The 25,012-nt window shown below is 73.9% G+C and carries 18 protein-coding genes and 1 pseudogene; 11 read left to right on the top strand and 8 right to left on the bottom strand.

Annotation, left to right across the window (positions count from 1 at the left end):
* Positions 1 to 78 precede the first annotated feature (78 nt).
* From ACTVZO_RS03010 to ACTVZO_RS03000, 3 genes are all read left to right on the top strand, one after another.
* Positions 79 to 1,485, top strand: coding sequence for an MFS transporter (locus ACTVZO_RS03010; RefSeq protein WP_443303030.1), 1,407 nt, complete (start codon positions 79 to 81; stop codon positions 1,483 to 1,485).
* Entirely contained in the window at positions 1,482 to 2,723 is a 1,242-nt protein-coding gene (locus ACTVZO_RS03005; protein WP_443296834.1) for an anhydro-N-acetylmuramic acid kinase, read from the top strand. The genes ACTVZO_RS03010 and ACTVZO_RS03005 overlap by 4 nt, the downstream gene beginning before the upstream one ends.
* Positions 2,724 to 2,795: 72 nt before the next feature.
* A complete protein-coding gene (locus ACTVZO_RS03000; protein WP_443296833.1) occupies positions 2,796 to 3,944 on the top strand; it encodes a winged helix DNA-binding domain-containing protein in 1,149 nt (382 codons plus the stop codon).
* A gap of 85 nt (positions 3,945 to 4,029) precedes the next feature.
* Here the strand turns inward: ACTVZO_RS03000 and ACTVZO_RS02995 are convergent, their stop codons facing one another.
* Positions 4,030 to 6,420 (bottom strand): ATP-binding cassette domain-containing protein, encoded by a 2,391-nt coding sequence (locus tag ACTVZO_RS02995; protein ID WP_443296832.1) that lies wholly within the window; start codon positions 6,418 to 6,420, stop codon positions 4,030 to 4,032.
* Positions 6,421 to 6,561: 141 nt separating this feature from the next.
* Positions 6,562 to 6,978 carry a VOC family protein gene (locus ACTVZO_RS02990; protein WP_443296831.1) on the bottom strand — a complete coding sequence of 139 codons (417 nt, stop codon included), beginning with the start codon at positions 6,976 to 6,978 and terminating at the stop codon, positions 6,562 to 6,564.
* 181 nt (positions 6,979 to 7,159) lie between these two features.
* On the opposite strand from ACTVZO_RS02990, the gene ACTVZO_RS02985 reads away from it, so the two are divergent.
* Complete coding sequence (locus tag ACTVZO_RS02985) at positions 7,160 to 9,712, top strand: discoidin domain-containing protein (RefSeq protein WP_443296830.1); 2,553 nt, start codon at positions 7,160 to 7,162, stop codon at positions 9,710 to 9,712.
* 63 nt (positions 9,713 to 9,775) lie between these two features.
* Here the strand turns inward: ACTVZO_RS02985 and ACTVZO_RS02980 are convergent, their stop codons facing one another.
* On the bottom strand, positions 9,776 to 12,037 hold the full coding sequence (locus tag ACTVZO_RS02980; protein ID WP_443296829.1) for a protein kinase domain-containing protein: 2,262 nt from the start codon (positions 12,035 to 12,037) through the stop codon (positions 9,776 to 9,778).
* 271 nt (positions 12,038 to 12,308) lie between these two features.
* Here ACTVZO_RS02980 and ACTVZO_RS02975 point away from each other — a divergent pair, with 271 nt between their 5' ends.
* From ACTVZO_RS02975 to ACTVZO_RS02955, 5 genes are all read left to right on the top strand, one after another.
* On the top strand, positions 12,309 to 13,160 hold the full coding sequence (locus ACTVZO_RS02975) for a CAP domain-containing protein (protein WP_443296828.1): 852 nt from the start codon (positions 12,309 to 12,311) through the stop codon (positions 13,158 to 13,160).
* A gap of 167 nt (positions 13,161 to 13,327) precedes the next feature.
* Complete coding sequence (locus ACTVZO_RS02970) at positions 13,328 to 13,891, top strand: hypothetical protein (RefSeq protein WP_443296827.1); 564 nt, start codon at positions 13,328 to 13,330, stop codon at positions 13,889 to 13,891.
* Between the two features lie 364 nt (positions 13,892 to 14,255).
* Complete coding sequence (locus ACTVZO_RS02965; RefSeq protein ID WP_443296826.1) at positions 14,256 to 14,450, top strand: hypothetical protein; 195 nt, start codon at positions 14,256 to 14,258, stop codon at positions 14,448 to 14,450.
* A gap of 27 nt (positions 14,451 to 14,477) precedes the next feature.
* Positions 14,478 to 15,218 (top strand): response regulator transcription factor, encoded by a 741-nt coding sequence (locus ACTVZO_RS02960; protein WP_443296825.1) that lies wholly within the window; start codon positions 14,478 to 14,480, stop codon positions 15,216 to 15,218.
* Positions 15,215 to 16,654, top strand: coding sequence for an ATP-binding protein (locus tag ACTVZO_RS02955; protein WP_443296824.1), 1,440 nt, complete (start codon positions 15,215 to 15,217; stop codon positions 16,652 to 16,654). Before ACTVZO_RS02960 ends, ACTVZO_RS02955 begins: the two co-directional genes overlap by 4 nt.
* Here the strand turns inward: ACTVZO_RS02955 and ACTVZO_RS02950 are convergent.
* A complete protein-coding gene (locus tag ACTVZO_RS02950; protein ID WP_443296823.1) occupies positions 16,641 to 17,057 on the bottom strand; it encodes a hypothetical protein in 417 nt (138 codons plus the stop codon). The two genes, ACTVZO_RS02955 and ACTVZO_RS02950, sit on opposite strands and share 14 nt — an antisense overlap.
* 90 nt (positions 17,058 to 17,147) lie before the next feature.
* On the opposite strand from ACTVZO_RS02950, the gene ACTVZO_RS02945 reads away from it, so the two are divergent.
* Both ACTVZO_RS02945 and ACTVZO_RS02940 read left to right on the top strand, forming a co-directional pair.
* Complete coding sequence (locus ACTVZO_RS02945) at positions 17,148 to 17,882, top strand: SOS response-associated peptidase (protein ID WP_443296822.1); 735 nt, start codon at positions 17,148 to 17,150, stop codon at positions 17,880 to 17,882.
* A gap of 18 nt (positions 17,883 to 17,900) precedes the next feature.
* Positions 17,901 to 18,158, top strand: a pseudogene (locus ACTVZO_RS02940) (erythromycin esterase family protein); the annotation flags it as partial.
* 57 nt (positions 18,159 to 18,215) lie between these two features.
* Here ACTVZO_RS02940 and ACTVZO_RS02935 read toward each other — a convergent pair.
* From ACTVZO_RS02935 to ACTVZO_RS02920, 4 genes are all read right to left on the bottom strand, one after another.
* The gene (locus ACTVZO_RS02935; protein WP_443296821.1) at positions 18,216 to 19,352 is read right to left on the bottom strand and encodes a substrate-binding domain-containing protein; all 1,137 of its coding nucleotides are present in this window, start codon (positions 19,350 to 19,352) and stop codon (positions 18,216 to 18,218) included.
* 67 nt (positions 19,353 to 19,419) lie between these two features.
* Entirely contained in the window at positions 19,420 to 20,469 is a 1,050-nt protein-coding gene (locus ACTVZO_RS02930) for an ABC transporter permease (RefSeq protein WP_443296820.1), read from the bottom strand.
* A complete protein-coding gene (locus ACTVZO_RS02925; protein WP_443296819.1) occupies positions 20,466 to 22,028 on the bottom strand; it encodes a sugar ABC transporter ATP-binding protein in 1,563 nt (520 codons plus the stop codon). The genes ACTVZO_RS02930 and ACTVZO_RS02925 overlap by 4 nt, the downstream gene beginning before the upstream one ends.
* A 105-nt stretch (positions 22,029 to 22,133) precedes the next feature.
* On the bottom strand, positions 22,134 to 24,941 hold the full coding sequence (locus ACTVZO_RS02920) for a SpoIIE family protein phosphatase (protein WP_443296818.1): 2,808 nt from the start codon (positions 24,939 to 24,941) through the stop codon (positions 22,134 to 22,136).
* Between the last annotated feature and the right edge of the window lie 71 nt (positions 24,942 to 25,012).

The following is a 25,012-nucleotide window of genomic DNA, read 5'->3' as shown; positions in this document are numbered from 1 at the left end:
GCGAGGGCCCCGCCCGGGCAGCCAGCCACTGTGGCTCGCCCCGCCCCCCGCCCCAAGAGCCGGCCCGCCGCGTCCTTCGTGGCCCCCGTGCCCCTCCGCCGTCCGTCCGCCCGGCACGCCCTCGTCGCCGGGTCCGTCGGCAACTTCGTGGAGTGGTACGAGTTCGGCGTCTACGGATCCTTCGCCACCGTCATCGCCGCCCGCTTCTTCACCCCCGACGGCGGGGACCGCGCGCAGGCGCTCATCGCGGCCTACGCCGCCTTCGCCATCGCCTTCTTCTTCCGCCCGCTGGGCGCCCTGCTCTTCGGACGGCTCGCGGACCGGGCGGGCAGGCGGCCGGCGCTGGTCCTCGCCGTCTGCCTGATGTCGGGCGCGACCGCCCTGATCGGAGTACTGCCCGCGTACTCCGCCATCGGGGCCCTCGCGCCATGGCTGCTGACCCTGCTGCGCAGCGTCCAAGGCCTGTCGGCCGGTGGAGAGTTCGGCGGAGCCGTGAGCCTGCTGACCGAGACCGCGCCGACGGGCCGGCGCGGCCGCCACGGCGCCTGGCAGTCGCTCACGGTCGCCCTCGGGCTCCTCACGGGCGCGGGGTCCGCCGCCGCACTGGCGACCCTGCTCTCCGAAAGCGCCCTGTACGCGTGGGGCTGGCGCATCCCCTTCCTGCTCGCCCTGCCGCTGGGCGCCGTCGCCCTGTGGCTCCGGCTCCGGCTGCCGGAAAGCGCCCCGCCCCCCGGCACGGCGGCACCCTGCGCGACCCGATCACCCCGGAAGGGCCCGAACACCCCGCCCCCGGAGGGTGTCCCGGCCCCGGAGGGCACCTCGCCCCCGGCCGGTAGTCCGGCCCCGGCGGACCTCCCCGGCCCGCCCGTCGTGCCCCGTACCCCCGGCGGGACCGGCACGGCCGGGGCCGTCGTTCTCGGGGTCGGCCGGATCATGGGCTGGTCCGCGGCCGGCTACACCTTCCTCGTCGTCCTGCCCTCCTACCTCCAGGCCACCCTCGGCGCCACCTTCCAACAGGCCCTCGCCGCCACCTTCGTCGCCAACCTCGGGTTCGCCGCCGCGATCCTGCCCGCCGGTGCGCTCAGCGACCGGGTGGGCAGGCGGGCCGTCATGCTCACCGGCTGTGCCCTCGTCGTCCTGACCGCCCTACCGCTCCTGCACCTGCTGCGCGACCCCGGCACCTCCGTCGCCGCGAAGGCGGCGCTGCTCGCGGCGGCCGGCGCGACGATCGGACTGCTGGCCGGGCCCGGCCCCGCCCTGCTCGCGGAGATGTTCCCGACGCGCGTACGCAGCACCGGGCTCGGCCTGGCCTACGCGCTCTCCAACGCCGTCTTCTCCGGATGCGCGGGCCTGATCGTCACCGCGCTCGTACGGCACACCGGCAACCCCGACATCCCGGCCTTCTACGCGGCGGGCGCCTGCGCACTGGCCATCCCCGCCCTGCTCACCCTGCGCCCCGACGACCACCTGAGGCCCCTGCGATGACCCCGCCCCGGACCACCGACACCCTCACCGACACCGACGCGACCACGACCACCGTGATCGGCCTGATGTCCGGCACCTCCTGCGACGCCGTCGACGCCGCGGCCGCCCGCATCACGCACGAGGGCACCGAACTGCGCCTGACTCCGCTCGGCATGGTCAGCGAACCGTACGACGGCGCACTGCGCGAGGCGCTCGCGGCAGCGCTCCCGCCCGGTCGCACCACCCTCGCCGACGTGTGCCGCCTCGACACCCGCATCGGGCGGTCCTTCGCCCGCCTCGCCGTCCGGGCCGACCGCGAACTCTGCGCCGGCCGCGCCGAACTGATCGCCTCCCACGGCCAGACCGTCTTCCACTGGGCGGACGGCGGTCGCGTGCACGGCACCCTGCAACTCGGCGAACCCGCCTGGATCGCGGAGGCGACCGGGCTCCCCGTCGTCTCCGGATTCCGCACCCGGGACGTCGCCGCCGGCGGGCAGGGCGCGCCCTTGGTCGGCCTGATCGACCGCATGCTGCTCCGCGGACACCCGGGCGTACCGGCCGCGCTGAACGTCGGCGGCATCGCCAACGCCACCGTGCTCACCCCCGACGGCACCCCGGCGGCCTTCGACTCCGGACCCGGCAACGCCCTGCTCGACGCCGCCGCCCGCCACCTCACCGCCGGGCGCCTCGACCACGACACCGACGGCCGCCTGGCGGCCCGCGGCACCGTCCACGGGCCGCTGCTCGACCGCCTGCTCGCCGAGCCGTACTACGTGCTGCCCGCGCCGAAGACCACCGGCCGGGAGCTGTTCCACTCCGGCTACCTGCGCACGGCCCTGGACGCGGTCGGTCCGCTCTCCGCCCCCGACGTCCTCGCCACCCTCACCCGGCTCACCGCCCGTACGGTCGCCGACGCGCTGCGCCCGTTCGGCGTCACGGAGGTGCTGGCCTCCGGGGGCGGCACCCGCAATCCCGCCCTCATGACCGCACTGCGGCAGGAACTCGGCGCCGCGGTACCGCTGCGCACCTCGGACGCGCTCGGACTGCCCAGCGCCGCCAAGGAGGCGTACGCCTTCGCCGTACTGGGCTACCTGACCCTGCACGGCCTGCCGGGCAACCTGCCGCGGTGCACGGGCGCGGCGGGCCCGAGGGTCCTCGGCAGCCTCACCCCGGGCCGCACGGCGCTCCGGCTGCCCGCCCCTGCCGCGCAGCCGCCCCGCACCCTGAGGGTCACCCCGCCGCCGGACGGGGCGCGTTGACCCCGCAGGAGCCGAAACCGTCCGAGAGGAGGGGCCCGTCACGCGAAGGGCGAATGACGGGAGAATGCCGGCATGAAGACAAGCGCGCAGTCCCTCAACCGTGCCACGCTCGCCCGGCAGTTGCTGCTCCGCCGAGAGCAGCTCGACGTCGAGGACGCGGTGCGCAGGGTGGTCGCCCTGCAGGCGCAGGAGCCCGCCTCACCGTACGTCGCGCTGTGGAACAGGCTGGAGGACTTCGATCCGGCGGGCCTCGACGGGGCCCTGGCCGGCCGGCGCACGGTCAAGGCGACCCTGATGCGGCTCACCCTGCACGCCGTGCACGCCGAGGACTACCGGCCCTTCCGCGAGGCGATGGAGCCGACTCTGCGCGGCTCGCGCCTCGGCGATCCGCGGTTCAGGTCGTCCGGGCTCGGTCCCGACGAGGCCGCGGACCTGGTCGGCGATCTGCTGGGGTACGCGGACCGGCCGCGGACCACCGCCGAGCTGGGCCGCCGGCTCGAGGAGCGGCTCGGCGCCCCGATGGAGCCGGCGGCCCAGCGCATGCTGCGGCAGTACGCGCCGCTGTGGCACGCGCCCACGGGCGGGGCCTGGTCGTTCGAGACCAGGCCCTCGTACGTCGCATCGGGCGCGCGACCGGTCCTGGCCGGTCCCGACGCCGCGGACGGCGGCCTGCGGATCCTGATCCGCCGCTACCTGGAGGGCTTCGGCCCGGCGTCGGTGGCGGACATGGCGCAGTTCACGCTGGTGCAGCGGGCCCGGGTCCGCGCGGCGGTGCAGGCCCTCGGTGACGGGCTCGAACGGCTGGAGGGCCCGGACGGCACGGAGCTGTACGACGTCCCGGGCGCGCCCCGGCCGGCCGGGGACACCCCCGCGCCGCCGAGGCTGATGGCGATGTGGGACAGCGTCCTGTTGGCCTACGCGGACCGCGGCCGCCTCATCCCGCCCGCCTACCGCAAGCACGTGACCCGGGTGAACGGCGACGTGCTGCCCACCCTGCTGGTCGACGGGCACGTCGCCGGCGTCTGGCGCCCCGCCGTGGGCGGCATCGAGGCCGCCGCCTTCCACCCGCTGCCGGACGACACCTGGCAGGCGCTGGACGCGGAGGCCCGGGCGCTCGTCTCGTTCCTCGCTCCCCGCGACCCGCGTGCCTACGGGCGCTACGGCCACTGGTGGACCAAGGGCATCCCGGCGGCGGAGACCCGGCTGCTCGGCGGCTGCTGAGCCGGCGGACCTGCGGAGCCGCCGGGTCTGCGGAGCCGCCGGGTCTGCGGAGCCGCCGGGCCCGCCGGGTCCGTGAACTGCCGGGTCAGGCGCCGACGTAGGCCGCGAGGTGCTCGCCGGTGAGGGTGGGGCGGCCGGCGACGAGGTCGGCGGGGGTGCCCTCGAAGACGATCAGGCCGCCGTCGTGGCCGGCGCCCGGGCCGAGGTCGATGATCCAGTCGGCGTGCGCCATGACCGCCTGGTGGTGCTCGATGACGATGACGGACTTCCCGGAGTCCACGAGCCGGTCCAGCAGGCCGAGGAGGTGTTCGACGTCGGCGAGGTGCAGGCCGGTCGTCGGCTCGTCGAGGACGTAGACCCCGCCCTTCTCCGACATGTGGGTCGCCAGCTTGAGGCGCTGCCGCTCGCCGCCCGACAGCGTGGTGAGCGGCTGGCCGAGGCTGAGGTAGCCGAGGCCCACGTCGGCGAGCCGGTCGAGGATCTTGTGGGCGGCGGGCGTGTGCGCCTCGCCCGCGCCGAAGAACTCCTCGGCCTCGGTCACCGACATCGCGAGCACCTCGCTGATGTCGCGGCCGCCCAGGTGGTACTCCAGGACCGAGGCGTCGAACCGCTTCCCCTCGCAGTCCTCGCAGGTGGTGGCGACGCTCTGCATGATCGCCAGGTCGGTGTAGATGACGCCGGCGCCGTTGCAGGTCGGGCAGGCGCCCTCGGAGTTGGCGCTGAACAGTGCCGGCTTCACCCCGTTGGCCTTGGCGAAGGCCTTGCGGATCGGGTCGAGCAGCCCGGTGTAGGTCGCCGGGTTGCTGCGCCGCGAGCCGCGGATCGGGCTCTGGTCGATCGAGACCACGCCCTCGCCGGCGGGCATCGAACCGTGCACGAGCGAGCTCTTGCCGGAGCCCGCGACCCCGGTGATGACGGTGAGCACCCCGAGCGGGATGTCCACGTCCACGTCGCGCAGGTTGTTGGCCGCCGCGCCGCGGATCTCCAGCGTGCCGTTGGACTCGCGCACCGTCTCCTTGAGGGAGGAACGGTCGTCGTAGTGGCGGCCGGTCGTGGTCCCGCTGGCCCGCAGCCCCTCGACGGTGCCCTGGAAGCAGACGGAGCCGCCCGCCGTCCCGGCGCCGGGGCCGAGGTCGACGACGTGGTCGGCGATCGCGATCGTCTCCGGCTTGTGCTCCACCACGAGCACCGTGTTGCCCTTGTTCCGCAGCCGCAGCAGCAGGTCGTTCATCCGCTGGATGTCATGGGGGTGCAGCCCGATGGTGGGCTCGTCGAAGACGTAGGTGATGTCGGTCAGCGGGGAGCCGAGGTGGCGGATCATCTTGACGCGCTGGGCCTCTCCCCCCGACAGCGTGCCCGCGGGCCGCTCCAGCGACAGGTAGCCGAGGCCGATCTCCACGAAGGAGTCGAGGGTCTGCCGGAGCGCCGTGAGCAGCGGCGCCACCGAGGGCTCCTTGAGGCCGCGGACCCATTCGGCCAGATCGCGGATCTCCATCGAGCAGGCGTCGGCGATGCTGATCTTCTTGATCTTCGACGCACGGGCGCCCTCGCTGAGCCGGGTGCCGTCGCACTCGGGACACGTGGTGAAGGTGACGGCCCGCTCCACGAACGCCCTGATGTGCGGCTGCATCGCCTCCTTGTCCTTGGACAGGAAGGACTTCTGGATCTTGGGGATCAGCCCCTCGTAGGTGAGGTTGATGCCGTTGACCTTCACCTTGGCCGGCTCGCCGTACAGGAAGTCCTGCATCTCCTGCTTGGTGAACCTGCGGATCGGCTTGTTCGGGTCGAGGAGGCCGGACTGGGCGTAGAGGCCCACCGTCCACTGGCTGTCCGACTTCCAGCCGGGGATGGTGAACGCGCCCTCGGCGAGCGACTTGGAGTCGTCGTAGAGCTGGGTGAGGTCGATGTCGGAGACCTTGCCCCGGCCCTCGCAGTGCGTGCACATGCCGCCGGTGCGTTCGTAGGTCGCCCTGACGGCCTTCTTGTTGCCCTTCTCGACGGTGATCGCACCGCTCGCCCGGACCGAGGCGGTGTTGAAGGAGTACGCGCTGGGCGGGCCGATGTGGGGCTTGCCGAGCCGGCTGAAGAGGATGCGCAGCATCGCGTTGGCGTCGGTCGCGGTGCCGACCGTGGAGCGCGGGTCGGCGCCCATCCGCTGCTGGTCGACGCTGATCACGGTCGTCAGTCCGTCGAGCACGTCGACCTCGGGCCGCGCCAGGTTCGGCATGAAGCCCTGCACGAAGGCGCTGTAGGTCTCGTTGATCAGCCGCTGGGACTCCGCGGCGATCGTGTCGAACACGAGCGAGCTCTTGCCCGAGCCCGACACGCCGGTGAACACCGTCAGCCGGCGCTTCGGGATCTCGATGCTGACGTCCTTGAGGTTGTTCTCGCGCGCTCCGTGCACGCGGATCCGATCGTGGCTGTCGGCATCGTGCGGCGCGGGCGACTGCGTGTCCGACCTCGTGACCTTGCTCATCGTCTCGTGTCTCCATCTGTGGGGCGGGGGCCGCTCCCGCGGCCCCCTTCGGTGTCGCCTGGCTCGATCCGGCCGGGTCCGAGCGGTACGTCCGGTTCTACTTCGTCGGCCCGGTCAAGGCAACGACGTGGCGGGCGTGGGCTACCGCCGGCGGGGCTGGGCGAAGCGGATCATGTTGCCGGACGGGTCGCGGAAGGCGCAGTCGCGCACCCCGTAGTGCTGGTCGATCGGTTCCTGGAGCACGTCGCCGCCGGCGGCCCGGACCTTTTCGAAGGTGGCGTCGCAGTCGTCGGTGGAGAAGATCACGCCGCGCAGCAGGCCCTTGGCCAGCAGGTCCGCCATGGCCTGCCGGTCGGCTTCGGAGGCGTTGGGGTCGGCGAGCGGCGGTTCGAGGACGATCTCCACGTCCGGCTGCACGGGCGACCCGATGGTCACCCAGCGCATCCCCTCGTATCCGACGTCGTTGCGCACCTCCAGGCCGAGGGCGTCGCGGTAGAAGGCGAGCGCCTTGTCGTGGTCGTCGACGGCGATGAAGCACTGCGAGAGCTTGATGTCCATGCCCACGACGCTACGAGGCTTCGGCGATCGGCGCTTCTCCAATCCTGACCGGTTTCACCGGGGCGGGCGCCGGGGCTCCCGCCGCATCGTTGCTTCCCGCCAACTATCCTTCATATGGGGCGAGTTGACCGTTCGCTGACCTATGTTCCTGGGGTATGCCCGTTCGCCCCAGGAGGTCAGATTGCAGTCCAGGCGCCGCTTCGCCTTCCCACGCCTGTTACGCCGCTCCCACCTGCTCGTGGCCTTCGGCCTGGGCTCGCTGCTGATAGGCCTGACGCCGTGGCTCGGGGTCGCAGGGCCGGCGGCGGCCGGCCGGGCCCCGGCGCCCCGGCCCGCCCCCGTACCCCTCGACCAGCAGACGGCCGTGCAGTCACCGCACCACGGCACAGCGCCGGCGAACGCGATGGAACCCACGGCTCCGGTCCTCGACCGGACCGGCTGGACCGCCACCGCGAGCGACGAGGAGACCGGCGGCGAGAACGGCCGGGCCGCCAACGTGCTCGACGGCGACACCGCCACCCTCTGGCACAGCAAGTGGACCGGCACCCCGGCCCCGCTGCCGCACAGCATCACCATCGACATGCGGCGCACGGCCGTCGTCTCCGCCCTCGTCTACCAGCCCCGCACCAACGGACCCAACGGGCGCGTCGGCGAGTACGGCATCAGCGTCAGCACGGACGGCCAGACCTGGGGAAGCCCGGTCGCCACCGGCACGCTCGCCGACGACGCCGGCGCCAAGACCCTCGGGTTCGCCCCGCAGGGAGCCCGCTTCGTCCGGCTGACCGCCCTCACCGAGGCGGGCGGCCGCGGCCCCTGGACCTCCGCCGCCGAGATCAACCTGCTCGGTGACCCCGGCACCCCCGCGGCCACCGTCGACCTGTCCCGGACCGGCTGGACCGCCACCGCGAGCGACGAGGAGACCGGCGGCGAGAACGGCCGGGCCGCCAACGTGCTCGACGGCGACACCGCCACCCTCTGGCACAGCAAGTGGACCGGCACCCCGGCCCCGCTGCCGCACAGCATCACCATCGACACGCAGCGGACGACGGCGGTCTCCGCACTCGTCTACCACCCCCGCGCCGACGGGGCCAACGGCCGCGCCGGCGCGTACACCGTCACCACCAGCGCCGACGGCACGGCCTTCGGCGCGCCGGTCGCCGCGGGCACCTGGCGCGACGACGACACGGTCAAGACCGCCACCTTCACCCGCACCGAGAACGCCCGCTTCGTACGGCTGACCGTGACCACCGAGGCCGGCGGCCGGGGCCCGTGGACCTCGGCCGGCGAAATACGCCTGAGCGGACCCGCCAGCCCCGCCGTCCACGGCTCCTGGGACCGGATCATCGGCTTCCCCCTGGTGCCCGTGGCCACCGCCGCCCTGCCCGGTGACAAACTGCTGGCCTGGTCGGCGTACGCGGTCGACCGCTTCGGCGGCAGCAACGGCTACACCCAGACCGCGATCCTCGACCTGAAGACCGGCAAGGTCACCCAGCGCCGCATCGACAACACCGGCCACGACATGTTCTGCCCGGGCATCGCCATGCTGGCCGACGGCCGAGTGCTGGTCACCGGGGGGAGCAACGCCGAGAAGGCGAGCGTCTACGACCCGGCCACCGACGAGTGGTCCGCGACGACGAGCATGAACATCGCCCGCGGCTACCAGGCCATGACCCTGCTCTCCACCGGCGAGGCCTTCGTCCTGGGCGGCTCCTGGAGCGGAGCCGCGGGCGACAAGGGCGGCGAGGTCTGGTCCCCGGACACCCGCACCTGGCGGAGCCTCCCCGGGGTCTCGGCCACCCCGGCCCTGACGGCGGACCCGGCCGGACCCTACCGCGCCGACAACCACATGTGGCTGCACGCCACTTCGGGCGGCAAGGTGCTGCAACTGGGCCCGAGCAAGCAGATGAACTGGATCTCGACCACCGGCCAGGGCAGCACCACTCCCGCCGGCACCCGGGCCGACAGCCAGGACGCCATGACCGGCAACGCCGTCGCCTACGACATCGGCAAACTGCTCACCCTGGGCGGCTCGCCGGCCTACGAGAAGAGCCCGGCCACCCGGCGCGCCTACACCGTCGGGATCTCCGGCAGCCAGGTCCAGGCCGCCCGCACGGGGGACATGGAACACGCCCGCGCCTTCGGCAACAGCGTCGTCCTGCCCGACGGCAAGGTGGCCGTCTTCGGCGGACAGGCCTACCCCGTGCCGTTCAGCGACGCCACCTCCGTACTGACCCCCGAGCTGTGGGACCCGGCCACCGGCACCTTCACCCCGCTCGCCACCATGGCCATCCCGCGCAACTACCACAGCGTGGCCAACCTCCTGCCGGACGGGCGGATCTTCTCCGGCGGCGGGGGCCTGTGCGGCGACTGCGCGACGAACCACCCCGACGGGTCCGTCTTCACACCGCCCTACCTGCTCAACGCGGACGGATCGCCGAAGCCTCGGCCCGTCATCACCGGAGGCGCGCCTCCCCGGACGGCCCCCGGCAGCTCGCTCAGCGTGAGCACCGAGGCCCCGGTGGCGTCCTTCGTCCTCATGCGGGCCGCGGCCGCGACCCACTCCACCGACAACGACCAGCGCCGGGTCCCCCTCACGGCCACGGCGACCGGCACCGGTACGTACACGGTGTCCGTACCCGCCGACACCGGCGTGGTCCTGCCCGGGACGTACATGCTCTTCGCCCTCGACGCCCAGGGGGTCCCGAGCATCGCCAAGTTCGTCACCGTCTCCTGACCCCGTGGGCGGTGGGCGGCTCCCACCCGGGGGAGCCGCGCACCGCCCCCGTCCGGCGGGGGCTCAGCGCCAGGAGGGGTGGCCTTCGGCGGCGGTGCCGGTGGTGAGCGCGCGCTCGCCGGTCCCGTCCGTGCGCACGGCCAAGATCACCGGCTTCTCGTACGGGCCCCGGACGAAGGCCACCCACGCGCCGTCGGCGGACCAGGCCGGGTCCATCTCGTGGGCGTCGGTGGCCACCAGATCACGGTCGCCGGTGCCGTCGGCGGCCACGAGGCGGATATCGCCCTGGCGGCCCGTCCCGTAGGTCCCGGCGGTGTACGCGAAGGTCGTGCCGTCCGGTGACCACACCGGGTCGAGCGCCGGATGGGGAAGCCGGGTCACCTGCTGCGGGGCCCGGTTGGGGGCCGCGGGGTCGACGAGGTGGATCTGCCAGTTCTCCGGCCGCGTCTCGATGCTGACCGCGATGTGCTTGCCGTCCGGCGACCACGCGGGGTCCTCGACCGGGCTCGTGCCCGAGGTGAGCTGGCGCGCGGAGCCGTCGGCGACGTCGACCACGAACAGCTGCTGTACGCCGTCCTTCTTGCGCAGGACGGCGAGTCGGCCGCCGTCCGGCGACCAGGACACCCGCCCGCCGGCGATGGCGGCGACCCGCCGCGGATTCGAGCCGTCCGCCTGGGCGGTCCAGACGGACGGGCCTTCGAGCTTGGTGCGGGTGAACGCGAAGGACTTCCGGTCGGGGGACCACTGGGGCAGGACGTCGCACGCGTCCCCGGCGAGGAGCCGTACGGGGGCCGCCGACGAGGCGTCCCGGCGGGCGATGACTCCGTGACAGGTACCCGGCCAGCCGGGGGCCGTGTCCTGACGGATCAGCATGTCCTCGGCCGGGAACGCGGCGGCGGCCGCGGACGCGGGCCCGGAGCCGGTGGGGGTGAGCGCGTCGGGCTTGGCATCGTCCGGGCCGCCGCCGTTCCAGGGCCGCCACACCAGCAGGCCGCCGGCCGCGAGAGCGACCACGAGCGCGGCCGCGACCACCGCGCGGCGCCGCCCGGACGGCCCGCCGTCCGACCGCGGTCCCTCCGCGGGTCCGGGCGAGACCGGCCCCGCGGCCCCCGTCACGGTCCACGGCTGCTCGGTACGGGGCTCCGCGCCACCGGGCCGGGCGGTCTCCGGCGCCGTACGGGGGTCCGTACCGCCGGGCGGGACGGACCCGGGCCGGGCGCCGGGTTCCGAGGCGCCCGGCCGGGAGGCCCCGGGCTCCTCGGGCAGGTCCGGGCCGGCCTGCCCCGGGCCCGCCGGTGCCGTGACGGGTGCCGTCCGGTCCGGTCCGGGGGTCTCGGGTGCCGTGACGGGGGCGGTGCCGGCCAGACCGGGGGTCTTCGGTGCCGGTGTGTCCTGCGGACGGTCCGGGGCATCTCCGGCATCTCCGGCATCTCCGGCATCCGGGGCGGTGGGGCGGGCGGTCGGTTCCGGGCGGGGGAGCAACTGGGTCGCCGCGTCCGGGAGCCAGGTGTCGCCGGCCGGGTGCCGGACGGTCAGGCCGCCCAGGAAGGCCGTCGGGGTGGGGCGGTCCCGCGGGTCCTTGGACAGGCAGGCGCCGACGGCCGCCCGGAGTTCGTCCGGAACGGCGGTCAGGTCCGGTTCCTCGTGGACCACCTTGTAGTGCCGGGCCGCCGACGGGCCGTCGCCGAACGGGGAGCCGCCCGCGGCCTGGGCGAGCACCACCCCCAGCGCGAACATGTCGACCGCGGGGGTGACCGTGCCGCTGGTGAGCTGCTCCGGTGCCAGGAACCCCGGCGTGCCGATCTGCAACCCGGTCTGCGTCAGGGCCGTTCCGTCCAGAGCGCGCGCGATGCCGAAGTCGATCACGCGCGGCCCGTCCTCCGCGACGATGATGTTCGCGGGCTTGAGGTCGCGGTGGATGACCCCCGCCCGGTGGATCGCCTCGAGCGCCTCGGCCAGACCGGCCGCCAGGACGGTCAGCGTGTCCAGGGGCAGCGATCCGACGCTCGCGAGCACCGCCTGCAGGGTGGGTCCGGGCACGAAGGCCGTGACCAGCCAGGCCGGGTCGCCGTCCGGGTCGGCGTCGACGACCGGCGCGGTGTGGAAGCCGCCGACCCGCCGCGCGGCCGCCACCTCGTCGGCGAACCGGCGCCTGAACCCGGGCTCGGTGCTCAGCTCCGGCCGTACCACCTTGACGGCCACCGCACGCCCGGACTGGGAGCGGCCCAGGTAGACCACACCCATGCCCCCCTGGCCGAGCCTCCCCACCAGCCGGTAGCGGCCCTCGCCGACCGACGTGGGATCGCCCGTTTCGAGCGGCTTCATGGGTCCCCCGTTTCACACCTCACGCAATGAACAGCCTCTCCCTACCGGTCGCGTCGCGTACCAGTCAAGCGAGGCCCGTCCCGAAGCCGGGGGAGCGCCGCCGTACCGCTCGGGCCGCGCCCCGCCGCCCGGTCGCGCAGACGGACCTGCGCCGACCCTGCGGGCTTCCTTAAGGGACCTTGAAGAACGCCTCCGGGGGGTTTTTGTCCCTGATCACCGGCCTAGGCTCGGCCCGACCTTCCACCCCTTCTCCCTGTGAGGTGCTACCGGCATGAGCCGCAGCCGAACTCCCGGATCCCCGTCCCGCGTCGAGGCGCGGCGGAAGAAGACGGTGCGCACGCGCATCGTGCTGTCCCTGACGGCGGCTGCCGCGGCGGTGGCGGTCGGGGTCGCGGTGGCCGGCTCCGACGGCGGAGGGAGCAGGGACAAGCGGGCCGGAGGCGCCGCCGGCTCCGGGACGGAGTCCGCCTCGGCGGGCTCCGGTGGCGCGGAGGCGACCCCCACGCCCGCCCTCCCCACGGACCCCGCCGACGCCGCGTCCGGGCCTGGTGCGACCCCGCCCGGAACCCCCGGCGCCGAGGGCTCGGAATCCGCCGCACCCGCGAAGACCGGGGCGGAGGCGAGCAGCCCGGCCGCGGCCCCGCCCCAGACCCGCAAGCCTTCGCGTACGCCCGCCGCGCCCACCGGCGGCTCCGGAGGGTCGGGCGGGTCGGGCGGTTCCTCCGGCGGCGGTGCCTCCGGCGATTCCGAGTCCGCGGTGCTCGCCCTGGTCAACAAGGAGCGGTCGGCGGCCGGTTGCGGCCCCCTGACCGCGAACGCGAAGCTGACGGCCGCGGCGCGGGGGTACAGCGACACCATGGCCCGCAGCGGCGTGATGTCGCACACCGGTCCCGACGGGTCCACCATGACCAGCCGCGTGGAAGCCGCCGGATACGGGTGGTCCCGGCTGGGCGAGAACATAGCCCGCGGCCAGGCGGACGCCGACGCGGTCATGAAGGCGTGGATGAACAGCCCCGGCCACAAGGCCAACATCCTCAACTGCGCCTTCAAGGAGATCGGCATAGGCGTGCACAAGGGCGACGGCGGCCCTTGGTGGACGCAGAACTTCGGCGCCCCGAAGTAGGCCCCGCACCACCCCGCACTGCCCCGCACCCTCACACGCGTCTCCCTGCCCGCATCCGGGCAGGGAGACGCCGGCGTCCGCACGGCCGGGACCCGGGGCGCGGCCGCGTCCGCCCGTTCGAGGGGAGGCGGTGACGGGAGGCCCGGCGCGTCGGCCACTATGGGGCCGTGCCCCGAATTCCGCGCTACCTGCTCATATGGCTGTCGTGCACGGCAGCCAGCGTGACCGCCGTGCTCGTCACGGTCCAGTTCGTGGTCGGTTCGACCAGGCATACGCCGCCCGTGGCCCGGTCCGCACCGATGGTCTTCGACTCCCCGCCGGCGTGGCAGGCGGGCGACGGCGGGTCCCCGAGCCCCCAGTCCCCGTCCGCTTCCCCCTCAGGCTCGCCGACCGCCACCGAGCGGCCGTCCCCCTCGGCCGCCACGCCCACACCCGCGAAGGCCTCGACGGGAGCTCCCCGCACCACCGCGCCGAAGCCCGTCGTCGACTGCGAGCAGGGCGGGCCCGGCCTGCACACCGTCCCCTCCCAGGGCGGCAAGGTCACTCTGCGGTACGGGGCCCGCGGCGTGTGCCTCATCTCGGCGATCCCCGGCCGCGGCTTCAAGGCCACCACCTCCCAGGCCGCGGACGACACCCTGACGGTCACGTTCACCAGCGCGGACCACCGCTCGGTCGTCACGGCGACGATCGAACCGGTGGCGAAGGCCAGCGTCCGCGAGTCGTCGTTCTGAGGCACGGCGCCGACCGTTTCAGACCGACCCGCACCAATCAACCCCCTGATCCCCTTTGCCGGTTTCAGGCCCGGGTGCGTGCTCGCCGGCTGAGCGCCGGCGCAGCGGAAGGTGAGCGCTTCCTTAGGGGATCCTCACGATCACGCGCACCGGGTCCGAGCCGCCCCGGGCGGTCGTATGCTCCCCGGAGCCGGGAGGCATTCGCCGATCCCGCAGTCCGAACCGTGCCCTGGGGTGTCCTCGCCATGACTTCTCGCGTACTCCGGCCCGTCCGCGCGGGCCGCCGCACGCCGCAGCGCCGCTCCGCCGCAGCGCAGTCCGCATCCCCGTCCGCCGACTCCGCCCTCCTGGGCAGGCGGGCGTCATGAGCCGGGGGATCCCGCGGCCCGCCGCCCTGTACGGTGCCGGCCTCGCCGCGGCCGCCGCCTTCCTCGCCCTGGCCGTCCTCGCGGCATGCGGCCCGCAGTCCGCGGGGGGCGGCGAGGCCGCGCCGTTCACCGAGAACGGGGTCGCCGACGTCACCGGCGAAGGGCTGGCCTTCGCCACCCCCCGGAAGTAGGAATGGGCGTTCACCTAAGGTGTGCCCATGCCAAGCGTTCTGGTCGTGGAAGACGACCCCAGCATCCGCCAGTCACTCATCGAGGTCCTGGCGGAGCACGGGTACGCCGTACGCAGCGCGGCCGACGGGTTCAGCGCCCTGCGCGAGGTCACCCAGGTGCCCGTCGACGCGGTGGTCCTCGACCTGGGACTGCCCGATCTGGACGGAGGAGACGCATTGCGCATGATCCGCGGCATATCCTCCGTCCCGGTCCTGGTGGCCACCGCCCGCGACGACGAGACCGAGATCATCAAACTCCTCAACGCGGGCGCCGACGACTACCTGGTCAAGCCGTTCTCCGGGGGGCAGCTCATCGCCCGCCTCTCCGCCGTCCTCAGGCGCACCAGCCACCTCCCCCCGGCCCACACCGCCCACCCCGCGCAGGGCGCCCGGCCGTCGAGACCCGCACCGGCCCCCGAACCCCTGCGCGTCACCACCGTGGGCGAGCTGGCCGTCGACCCCGGCGCGCGCACCGCGTACCTGGCCGGCCGCGAGCTGCACCTCACCCGCCGCGAGTTCGACCTGCTGGCCTTCCTCGCGCACCACACCGGCCAGGTCGTCTCCAAACGGCGGCTGCTGACCGAGGTGTGGCGCGAGCCGTACGTCGACGACCAGACCGTCGACGTGCACCTGTCGTCGCTGCGCCGCAAGCTGGGCGAACGCGCGGCGGCCCCGCGCTACCTGCTGACGGTCCGCGGCGTCGGCATCAAACTGGTGGCGCCGCGTTGAGACGCTCACTGGCCGGAGTGGCGCTCGCCGTGACCTCCATGGTCGCCCTCTCCTTCCTCATACCGCTGGCCGCACTGGTGATGTCCCTGGTCAAGGAGCAGAGCGTCACCGCGGCCGAGCAGCAGGCCGCCGCCCTGGCCCCCGTCCTGACGCTCACCACGGACCCGTCCGCCCTGCGGGAGTCCGCCGCCGGCCTGGACGCCGCCGAGCACCTGGTCGTCCACCTGCCGGACGGCCCCGCCCTCGGCAGCTCCCGGGCACCGTCCGCGCTGCTCGAACGGGCCCAGCGCGGACGGGAGTCCATCTCCCGGGAGATCCCCGGCGGCTGGATCTGCCTGCAGCCGGTGGTGCTGCCCGGCGACCGGGTCGCCGTCATCGAGAACTTCGTCCCCGAGGCGGAACTGACCCGCGGGGTCAAGGCCTCCTGGGCGGTCATGACCCTCCTCGCGGTGGGCCTGATCGGCGGTTCCGTCCTCGTCGCCGACCGCCTCGGGGCGAAGGTGGTCCGGTCTTCCAAGAGGCTCGCGCACGCCTCCCACGCACTGGGCGAGGGCAACCTGGACGCCCGCGTGGACCCCATGGGCCCCAGAGAGCTGCGCGACGCGGGCGTCGCGTTCAACGCGATGGCCCACCGGATGACCGAACTCCTCGCCGTCGAACGCGAACTCGTCGCCGACCTGTCGCACCGGCTGCGCACCCCGCTGACCGCCCTGCACCTCGCATCGGAGCGGATGGCGGGGTCACCCGAATCGGCCAGGGTCGAGGCGGCCGTGGAAGCACTGGAGACGGAACTCCAGGCCATCATCGCGGCGGCCCGCACCCCGCTCGCCGTGGGACCCATGGGCCAGGGCCTGCGCGGTACGGACGCCGACCCGGGCCCCGGCCACCACGCCACCGGAGCGGGCCCGTCCGGAGCCCGCTGCGAGGCGGCCGACGTAGTCCGCCGCCGGACCGCCTTCTGGGCCGTCCTGGCGGAGCAGCAGAGCAGGCCCTGCGAGCTCGACCTCACCCAGGAGCCCTCGGCCGTCAGCCTCCCGGACGACGACATCGCCGCCGTGGTGGACGCGCTCATCGGCAACGTCTTCCGCCACACCCCGTCCGGCACCCCCTTCGGCGTCCGCGTGGTGCGCACCGCCCAGGCCGTGGAACTGGTCGTGGAGGACGCCGGACCCGGCATCCCGGATCCGGACCGGGCCCTCTCGCGCGGGAGCAGCACCGGCTCCTCCGGGCTCGGCCTCGACATCGCCCGCAGGGCCGCGGCCGTCACCGGCGGTACGGTGCGCATCGCCCGCGGCCCGCTCGGCGGCGCGCACATCACCGTGGTCTTCGCACTGGCCCCGCCGCTGCCGTCGGGGCGCAGGCAGCGGATCTCCCGGCGGCGTACGGGATGGCCGCGCGCGGCCGGAGAGCGGCTCCGGGCCGTCAGGCGGAGGTGAACAGGGCCTGGTGCGCTTCGTCGAGGATGAACCCGTTGTCGAAGCGGACCCGGACCGTCACACGGGGCCCCTGCTCCTGGTAGGCCGTCCACTCGGGCTCCAGGGCGCTGACCTGCTCCTCCAACTGCCTGCGGCTCTCCGTGGGCATGTCACGGCCGAAGGAGTCGAGCAGCGACTTGAGCCGCTCGTACTCGCGGACTCCCGGGCTCGGCTGCCGGTGCTCGACCACCCGCTCGACGGTGCCCTCGGTCCCCGCCGCCAGCGACAGGAACCCGGCGACGGCACCCGCCGGTGCCGGCAGGCCCGTCGGGTCCGACGGCGAGGACTCCTCGATCACCGCGACCGCACCGGTCAGCCGGGTGTCCGCCGCCAGCTTCACCCGCTGGCCTTCCTTCAGCGTCATGGTTCTTCGTCTCTCGGATCGATGCCTGGGGTCGTGCCATTATCCGTGCCGGTCGGTGAGGCCGGAGCGGAAGAGTGGGACAGTGGGCTCATGTGCGGTCGATACGCTTCCTCCCGGGCCCCGGAAGACCTCGCCGGCCTCTTCGACGCCGAGCGGGATCCCGGCGCCGAGGCACTGGGCCCGTCCTGGAACGTGGCCCCGACCGACGACGTGTGGGCGGTCCTGGAACGGGCCGACCGCGACACCGGGGAAGTGGTGCGTCGGCTGCGGCCGGTGCGCTGGGGGCTGGTGCCGTCCTGGGCGAAGGACCCGTCGGTGGGTTCGCGCATGATCAACGCCCGCGTCGAGACCGTCCACGAGAAGCCGGCCTACCGCCGCGCGTTCACCCGGCGGCGGTGTCTGCTGCCCGCCGACGGCTTCTACGAATGGGTCGCCGTCCCCGCCACCGGCTCCGCGAAGGCCTACAAGCAGCCGTACTTCATCCGCCCGGAGGACGCGGGGGTGATGGCGATGGCGGGTCTGTACGAGTTCTGGCGCGACCCGGCGGTCAAGGACGACGACGACCCGTCGGCGTGGCTGATCACGGCCACCATCATCACGACCGAAGCCACCGACCAGGCGGGCCGTGTCCACCCCCGGATGCCGCTGGCCCTCGACGCCGGCGACTACGAGACCTGGCTCGACCCCGCCCACCAGGACACCGCCGACCTGCGCGCCCTCCTGCACACCCCGGCCGACGGCCGACTCGCGGTGACGGAGGTCTCGACCGAGGTCAACAGCGTCCGCAACAACGGCCCCCACCTCCTCGAACCCGCGACGACCTAGCGCCGGCCCCGCTCGCGCAGGTACCGCGCCGGAGACCTGGTCGCACTGCTCGACGCGCAGACGCCGCACCTGATCACGGCGACCTCCCGGGACGACTGGGACCGGGCCCGCCCGTACGGGCGCACCGCCACCGGTCTGCTCCGCCACCACTCCTGCATGGCCGACCCCGCACCGGGCCGCATGACGCGGCTGGTGGCCGAACGGGCCAGGATGATGGCCGACAACCTCCTCGCCCTCGCCGAGCGGGGCCCGGTCCACTTGGCCGGACACGACGCGCTCGTCTTCGTCAAGGACGTCCCCCTCCGGCGCCTCCCCGCGTGACGGGACGGCTCGCTACCCGCCCCAGATCCTGCGGTACGCCTCGCGGTAGCCGGACGGGTCCCAGGACGTGGCGCCGTCGCTGTTCGCGGCCGTGGCGATGTGGACGGGGGCGACGTAGCCGCTGGCCGGCTGCCCGGCGAAGGCGCGGTTGAACTCGTCGACGATCTGCCAGCCCTGCTGGTTCAGCGGCTCGGGGACGGTGGCCGCCTGGAACTGCCTGCTGTTGATGCGCTGGAAGGCGGAGGTGTCGCCGTCGCCCGCGCCGATGTTGAAGGGCGGCCCGGAGCCCGGCTCGCCGGCCGCGCGCAGGGCCGGGGCGGCGTCGGCGAAGTACAGGTCGTTGATGGCCACCGAGTACGTCCACTCGTCCCCGAACCGGGACAGCAGGGAGGAGACCGACTGCGGGGTGCGGCTGCTCGCGTCAGGGATCGGGATGTTCTCGTACGAAAGGATCCGTACGCCGGAGCAGGCGGCGAGCCCCTGCTTGATCAGCTCGGCCTTGTTCCTGGCGAACGGGATGGAGTCGTCGGTGAAGAGGACGACTCCGGCGGCGCCGCCGGAACCGGCGATGACCCAGTCCGCGCTGATCCGTGCCACGTCCTCCACCTTCGTGGTGACGTTGGTGAACAGCGCGGGGTCCTCGCTCGGGCCGGGGGAGCCCACCGCGTGCCACCCGACGACCGGGATCCGCGCCGCCCGGGCCCGCGCCATCTGCTGCGAGGTCAGACGGGGGTCGAAGCCGCCGATGACGATGCCCGAGGGCCCCAGCGTGACGGCCTGGCTGAGCGCCGCCTGGATGCCGGCGGGACCGCCCTCCCCGTCGATGATCCGGACCCGCCAGCCGATGGCCTTCGCGGCCTCCTCGACGCCCTTCGCGACCCCCGCGACTCCGGGGTTCGTCATGGTCTGCGCCACGTAGACGATGCTCTTGCCGGGCACCGCCGCAGGACCGGTGGTGGGCCCGTGCCAGGAGGTGTCGTTCTTCTCGGCCTGCCCCACGGCCGCCTTGGCCTTCGCGAGCGTGCCGGGACAGCCGGCCGGCGACGGACCTCCGCCGGCCGAGGGGCCGCTCGTGCAGCCGGAGACGAGCGCGGCGGCCGCGGTCAGCAGGGCCGCGGCCGTGAGGGGGGTCTTGCGCTTCGGGTACACGGTGCTCCTGACGCGGTCGCGCGTACGACGTGTTCGAGAAGGGTGCGGAGTTGCGTGGGTGCGGGGCCTAGAGGTGATCCGGGAGCGGCTGTCTTTCGCCGGTGCGCAGCCGGCGGCGGGCCGCGTAGCCGGCCAGGCCGACGGCGATCAGCAGGGTGCCGCCGTTGAACAGCGGCGTGGCCCAGAACTGCGCGCCGAGCTGCCCGATCCCGGCGAGGCCGACGGCGAGGACGGCGACGGCCACGACGGTGCCGAGTGCGTTGGCGCGGCCGGGCCGGATCGTGGTGGACCCGAGCAGGGCGCCGACGAAGGCGGGCAGCAGGTAGTCCAGGCCGACGCTCGGGTTGCCGGTCTGCTGCTGTGCCGCGAGGAGGACCCCGGCGAAGCCGACGACCAGGCCCGATCCGGCGAAGGCGTAGACGGAGTAGGTACGGGTGGGGATGCCGATGATGCCGGCGGCGCGCGGGTTGGAGCCGATGACGTACAGGTACCGGCCGAGCGGCAGCCGTTCCAGTACCAGCCACAGCACCCCGGCGACGGCGAGCACGTAGAAGGCGGGCACCGGGAGGCCGAGGAAGCGGGAGTCGTACAGCCCGGTGAAGGCGGCGGGCAGCCCGTCCGGACCGGGCACGATCCGGCTGCCGTCGGTGATCCAGCCGGTGACGGCGTACATCATGCTGCCGGTGCCGAGCGTGGCGATGAAGGAGGTGATCTGCCCGAACTCGACGATCACGCCGTTGAGCGCGCCGGCCAACGCCCCTCCGCACACCACCACGAGGCAGGCGAGCGGCCAGGACCAGCCTTCGTTCACGATCAGTTGCAGCACCAGGACGTGCGCCAGGCCCAGACCGTAGCCGAGGGACAGGTCGAACCGGCCGGTGGCGATCGGGATGGTCGCGGCGAGCGCCAGGATCGCGGGGATCGCCTGGTTGGAGAGGATCGAGGAGACGTTGTCCCGGGTGGGGAAGGTCTGCGGCAGGGCGAGGGAGAACACCAGGAAGAGCAGGGCGCCGAGCACCGGGAGACCGTAGGCGCCGATGTGGTGCCCGCGGAGGCCGCCCGGGAGGGACCGGGGCGCGCGGGAGGGCGGAGGTGAGGGGGAGGGGGAGGGGGTCATCGGCTCGTCGCAGCTCCGGTGATGGGGGGCATGGCCGAGGCGGTCCGGGTGAGTTCGGCGACGGTCAGGGCGGCCCCGGACAGCTCGGCGGCCACGGTCCCGCGGACGAACACCAGGGCGCGGTGGCACAGGCCCGCGACCTCTTCGAAGTCGGTGGACAGCAGCAGGACCGCCAGGCCGGAGGCCACCGCCTCGTCGAGCAGCCGGTGGATCGTGGCCTTGGCTCCGACGTCCACGCTGGCGGTCGGCTCCTCGAGGACGAGCAGGCGCAGTCTCCCCCCGAGGCCCCCGAGCCACCGTCCGACCATGACCTTCTGCTGGTTGCCGCCCGACAGGGTGGCGATCGGCACCTCGCCGTCGCGGGGGTGTACGGAGAACCGGTCGATCAGGGCCGCGGCCTCGGCGCGCTCGCGCCCCGGCCTGATCCACTGCCATGCCGGCAGACCGGCCGCCCGGGGGTTGGCCAGGAAGTTCTCCCGTACGGTCAGTTCGGCGGCGCACCCCTCTTCCTGACGGTTGCCCGCCACGAAGCCGACGCCGGAGCCGAGAGCATCGGCGACCGTGTGCGGGCGGTACGGGCGCCCGTCCAGCAGTGCCCGCCCGGAGAGGACCGGCCGGGCGCCGGCGAGCGCGCGGCCCAGCTCCATGTGTCCGGCGCCGGTCAGTCCGACCATGCCGAGGATCTCGCCCCCGCGCAGTTCCAGGCCGACCGGTCCGGTGGATCCGGTCCGCACCCCGTCGAGGCTCAGAAGGGGCGGGCCGCCGGCCGGGGGCGGCGCGCCCGGCGCCCGGGCGGCCGGTTCGTGGCCGACGATGGCGTGCACCAGACGGGCCGGGCTGTGACCGGCGAGTGGACCCCGGTCGGCGATGCGGCCGTCGCGCAGGACGGCGAAGGTGTCCGCGACCTCGTACACCTCGTCGAGGCGGTGGCTGACGTAGAGGATGCCGTGCCCCCGGTCGCGCAGGGCGTGCAGGACGCCGAACAGCCGGGCGCAGTCCGCGGCGGGGAGGGTGGCGGTCGGCTCGTCGAGGACGATGAGCTCGGCCCGTGTCGCGAGCGCGCGGGCGATGGCGACGAGTGAGCGCTCGGCGGGGGCGAGGTCGGCGATGCGGGCGTCGGCGTCCAGATGGCCGGCGACGGTCTCCAGGGCCCCGGCGCAGCGCTGCCGGGTCCGCCGCCAGGAGATCAGCCCGGAGCGGCGCGGGTAGCCGGTGCCCAGGGCGATGTTCTCGGCGACCGTCATCCATTCGACGAGACCGAGGTCCTGGTGGATGAAGGACATGTTCCGGGTGGCGGCGTGGGAGCCGAGCGGGTGCCCGTCCACCGTCACCTCGCCCTCGTCGGCGTGGTGGACCCCTGCGAGCACCTTGATGAGGGTGGACTTTCCGGCGCCGTTGGGACCGAGCAGGGCGAGGACGCCACCCCGGTGGATGTCGAGGTCGACCGAGGCCAGGGCGCGGGTGCCGCCGAACCGTTTGCCCAGACCGCGGATGCGGACGAGGGGTTCCGTGCCGGAGCGGGAGGCCGGACCCGTCGAGGTGTCGGGAGCGTCATGCACAGACTTCTCCGGGGGTCGGCCTCCGAGTTCTTCCCGACGGCATGGGGGATTCTACGGCGGCGTACGGCGCATTTCCGGTATATCGGTCGGAGGCGCCGGTCCAGGTCACGCCGCAGCGAGGGCGCACTCGGCCCAGATGACCTTGCCCTCGTCGGTGTAGCGGGTGCCCCAGGCCTGGGCGAGCTGCGCGACGAGGAACAGGCCGCGGCCGCCCTCGTCGGTGATGGCCGCATGGCGCATGCGCGGGGCCGTGCTGCTGGTGTCGAACACCTCGCAGATCAGGGTGCGGTCGTGGATGAGACGGACCCGGATGGGCCCGGCGCCGTAGCGGACCGCGTTGGTGACCAGCTCGCTGAGCAGCAGTTCCATGGCGAACGCGGCCTCGTCCAGGCCCCACCGGCCCAGTTGGTCCACGGCGGCGTTGCGCACCTCGGAGACCCGGGCCGGGTCGGCGGGCAGGTCCCAGGCGGCGATCCGGTCGGGGCGTACGGCGTGGGTGCGGGCCACGAGGAGCGCGATGTCGTCCGCGGGGTGCTCGGGGGCCATGGCGTCGACGACCGCCTGGCAGGTGTCCTCGGGGGCGCGGTCCGGGTGGGCCAGGATGCGCCGCAGTTCGTCGAGGGCCACGTCGATGTCCCGGTGGCGGTCTTCGACGAGCCCGTCGGTGAACAGGACCAGCTGGCTGCCCTCGGGGAGGTGGAAGGAGACCGATTCGAAGGGCAGGCCGCCGAGGCCGAGCGGGGGTCCGGCGGGCAGCTCGAGGAAGGTCACGGTGCCGTCGGACCGGACCAGCGCGGGCGGCGGGTGGCCGGCGCGCGCCATGGTGCACTCCTGCGAGGTCGGGTCGTAGATGGCGTACAGGAAGGTGGCGCCGACGATGCCGGTGCTGCCGGCGCCGGCCCGGTCCCCGCCCTCCTCGCGGTCGAGGCGCACCATCAGGTTGTCCAGGTGGGTGAGGAGTTCGTCGGGGGCGAGTTCGAGTTCGGCGAAGTTGCGGGCGGCGGTGCGCAGCCGGCCCATGGTGGCGGCGGCGTGCAGTCCGTGGCCGACGACATCGCCGACGAGCAGGGCGACGCGGGTGCCGGCGAGGGGGATGACGTCGAACCAGTCGCCGCCCACCCCGTGCTCCGCGGGCAGATAGCGGTGGGCGACCTCGACGGCGTCCTGTTCGGGGAGGCCCCGCGGCAGCAGACTGCGTTGCAGGGACAGGGCGAGGGTGTGTTCACGGGTGTAGCGGCGGGCGTTGTCGATGCACAGGGCGGCGCGGGCGGCGAGTTCCTGGGCCAGGGAGCGGTCGTCGTCCCCGTACGGGGCGGGGTCCTGCGCACGGTAGAAGGCGGCGATGCCCAGGAGGACGCCGCGGGAGAGCAGGGGGACGGTGACGAGGGAGTGGATGCCGTGGGCGAGCAGCAGCTCGGCGTGCTCGGGGTCCTGCGCGATCCAGCCGAAGGCGGCCTTCAGGTCGGGTTCCAGCACGGGCTGACCGGTGCTCAGACAGCGCATGTGGGGGGTGGTCGGGCGGAGGCTGACCTGCTCGCCCACCGGGTAGAAGGGGCAGTCCTCGCGGATGCCGTGGACCACCGTGCGGTGCATCTCGGTGGTGGGGTTGGCGGACTCCTCGCCTCGCAGCACCGCCTCGGGCATGTCGATGGTGACGAAGTCGGCCAGGCGCGGCACCGCGATCTCGGCGAGCTCCCATGCGGTGCGGCCCACGTCCAGGGTGGTGCCGATGAGGTTGCTGGCCTCGGCGAGCAGCTCCAGGCGGCGCCGTGCCGCGACGGCGTACTTGCCCACCTCCGGCTCGCCCACCAGCACCAGGCCCCGGACCATGCCGCCCGCGGAGCCGTCGGTACCGGGTGCGGGGGGTGGTGCGGCGGCAGCGGTGGCCGGGGCCGCTCCCGGGCCCGCGGCGCGGGGCGCGGCGTCGGCGTGGGCGTGGGGAGGGGCGTGGGGATGGGGAGGGGCGTGGGGAGGGGCGGGGGCGTGCCGCTCCGACTCGTCGGGGAGGAGCACCTCGATGACGATGCCCTCCACCCCGGTCGTGCTCGTCACGGGCCGGCTCACGAGGGTGACCGAGCGGCCGCGGGACAGCGGTACCTCGGTGGCGGCCCGCCGGGCCGAGGACATCAGCTCCGTGGCCCGCTCCTTGAGCGTCATCTGGTCGCTCTGCTCCAGCTCGCTCTGGAGCAGCTCGTCCATGCCGATCGGGTACCCGTTCCGGGCGTCATCGCCGCTCCGGGCGCGGCTCTCGGCGTCCAGGTAGGCGTGCAGCAGCCCGCGCTCGCGCGCCGAACTCTGGTCCATCAGCCGTCTTTCGATGGCCTCGGCCGCCTTGCGCACCACGGGGACCAGGGCCGGGTCGGCGTCGGTGTAGGGATAGCCGAGGCACAGGACTCCCTCGATGTGCCCGTTGAGCTGGTCGCGCAGGGGGATCGCGGTACACGCGCTCGACTGGGAGCGCTCGGCGAAGTGCTCGGCGCCGTAGACCTGGCAGAGCTGCCGCTCCGCCAGGGTGAGCCCGATGCCGTTCGTCCCCGCGTACTGCTCGGCGAAGACGAAACCGGGGACGCTCTGGATCGCGGACAGGTGCCTGAGCATCGACTTGTCGCCGAAGCGGCGTTCGAGCACGGTGCCGAACCCGTCGGCGAGGCAGATGTTCATCTGGCTGCCCGAGAAGATGGACGCGAGCCGGTCGAGCACGGGCCGGGCGGCGCGGACGAGCCTGCTCTCGGGGTCGAAGTCCTGGGTGAAGGGGAGCTCGGACTGGTCCGGCGACAGGCCCAGCAGACGGCTGCGCTGCCAGGAGCTCAGGATGGGGCTCCGCACGCTCCCCTCGACCGCTTCGACCGACTCGCCGTGCAGGAACCGGTCACGGGAACCTGCGGGGCCGATGCGGTCGCCGACGACCCCCATCTACACCACTTCCCCTCACCGGAACGCTCTCGATCGCCCGATTTGAGTATATTCCTCACCTTTGTGGGTGT

The organism is Streptomyces sp. IBSNAI002, assembly GCF_052244475.1.
Lineage (GTDB): Bacteria > Actinomycetota > Actinomycetes > Streptomycetales > Streptomycetaceae > Streptomyces.
This window is presented reverse-complemented; position numbering and strand designations above follow the sequence as displayed.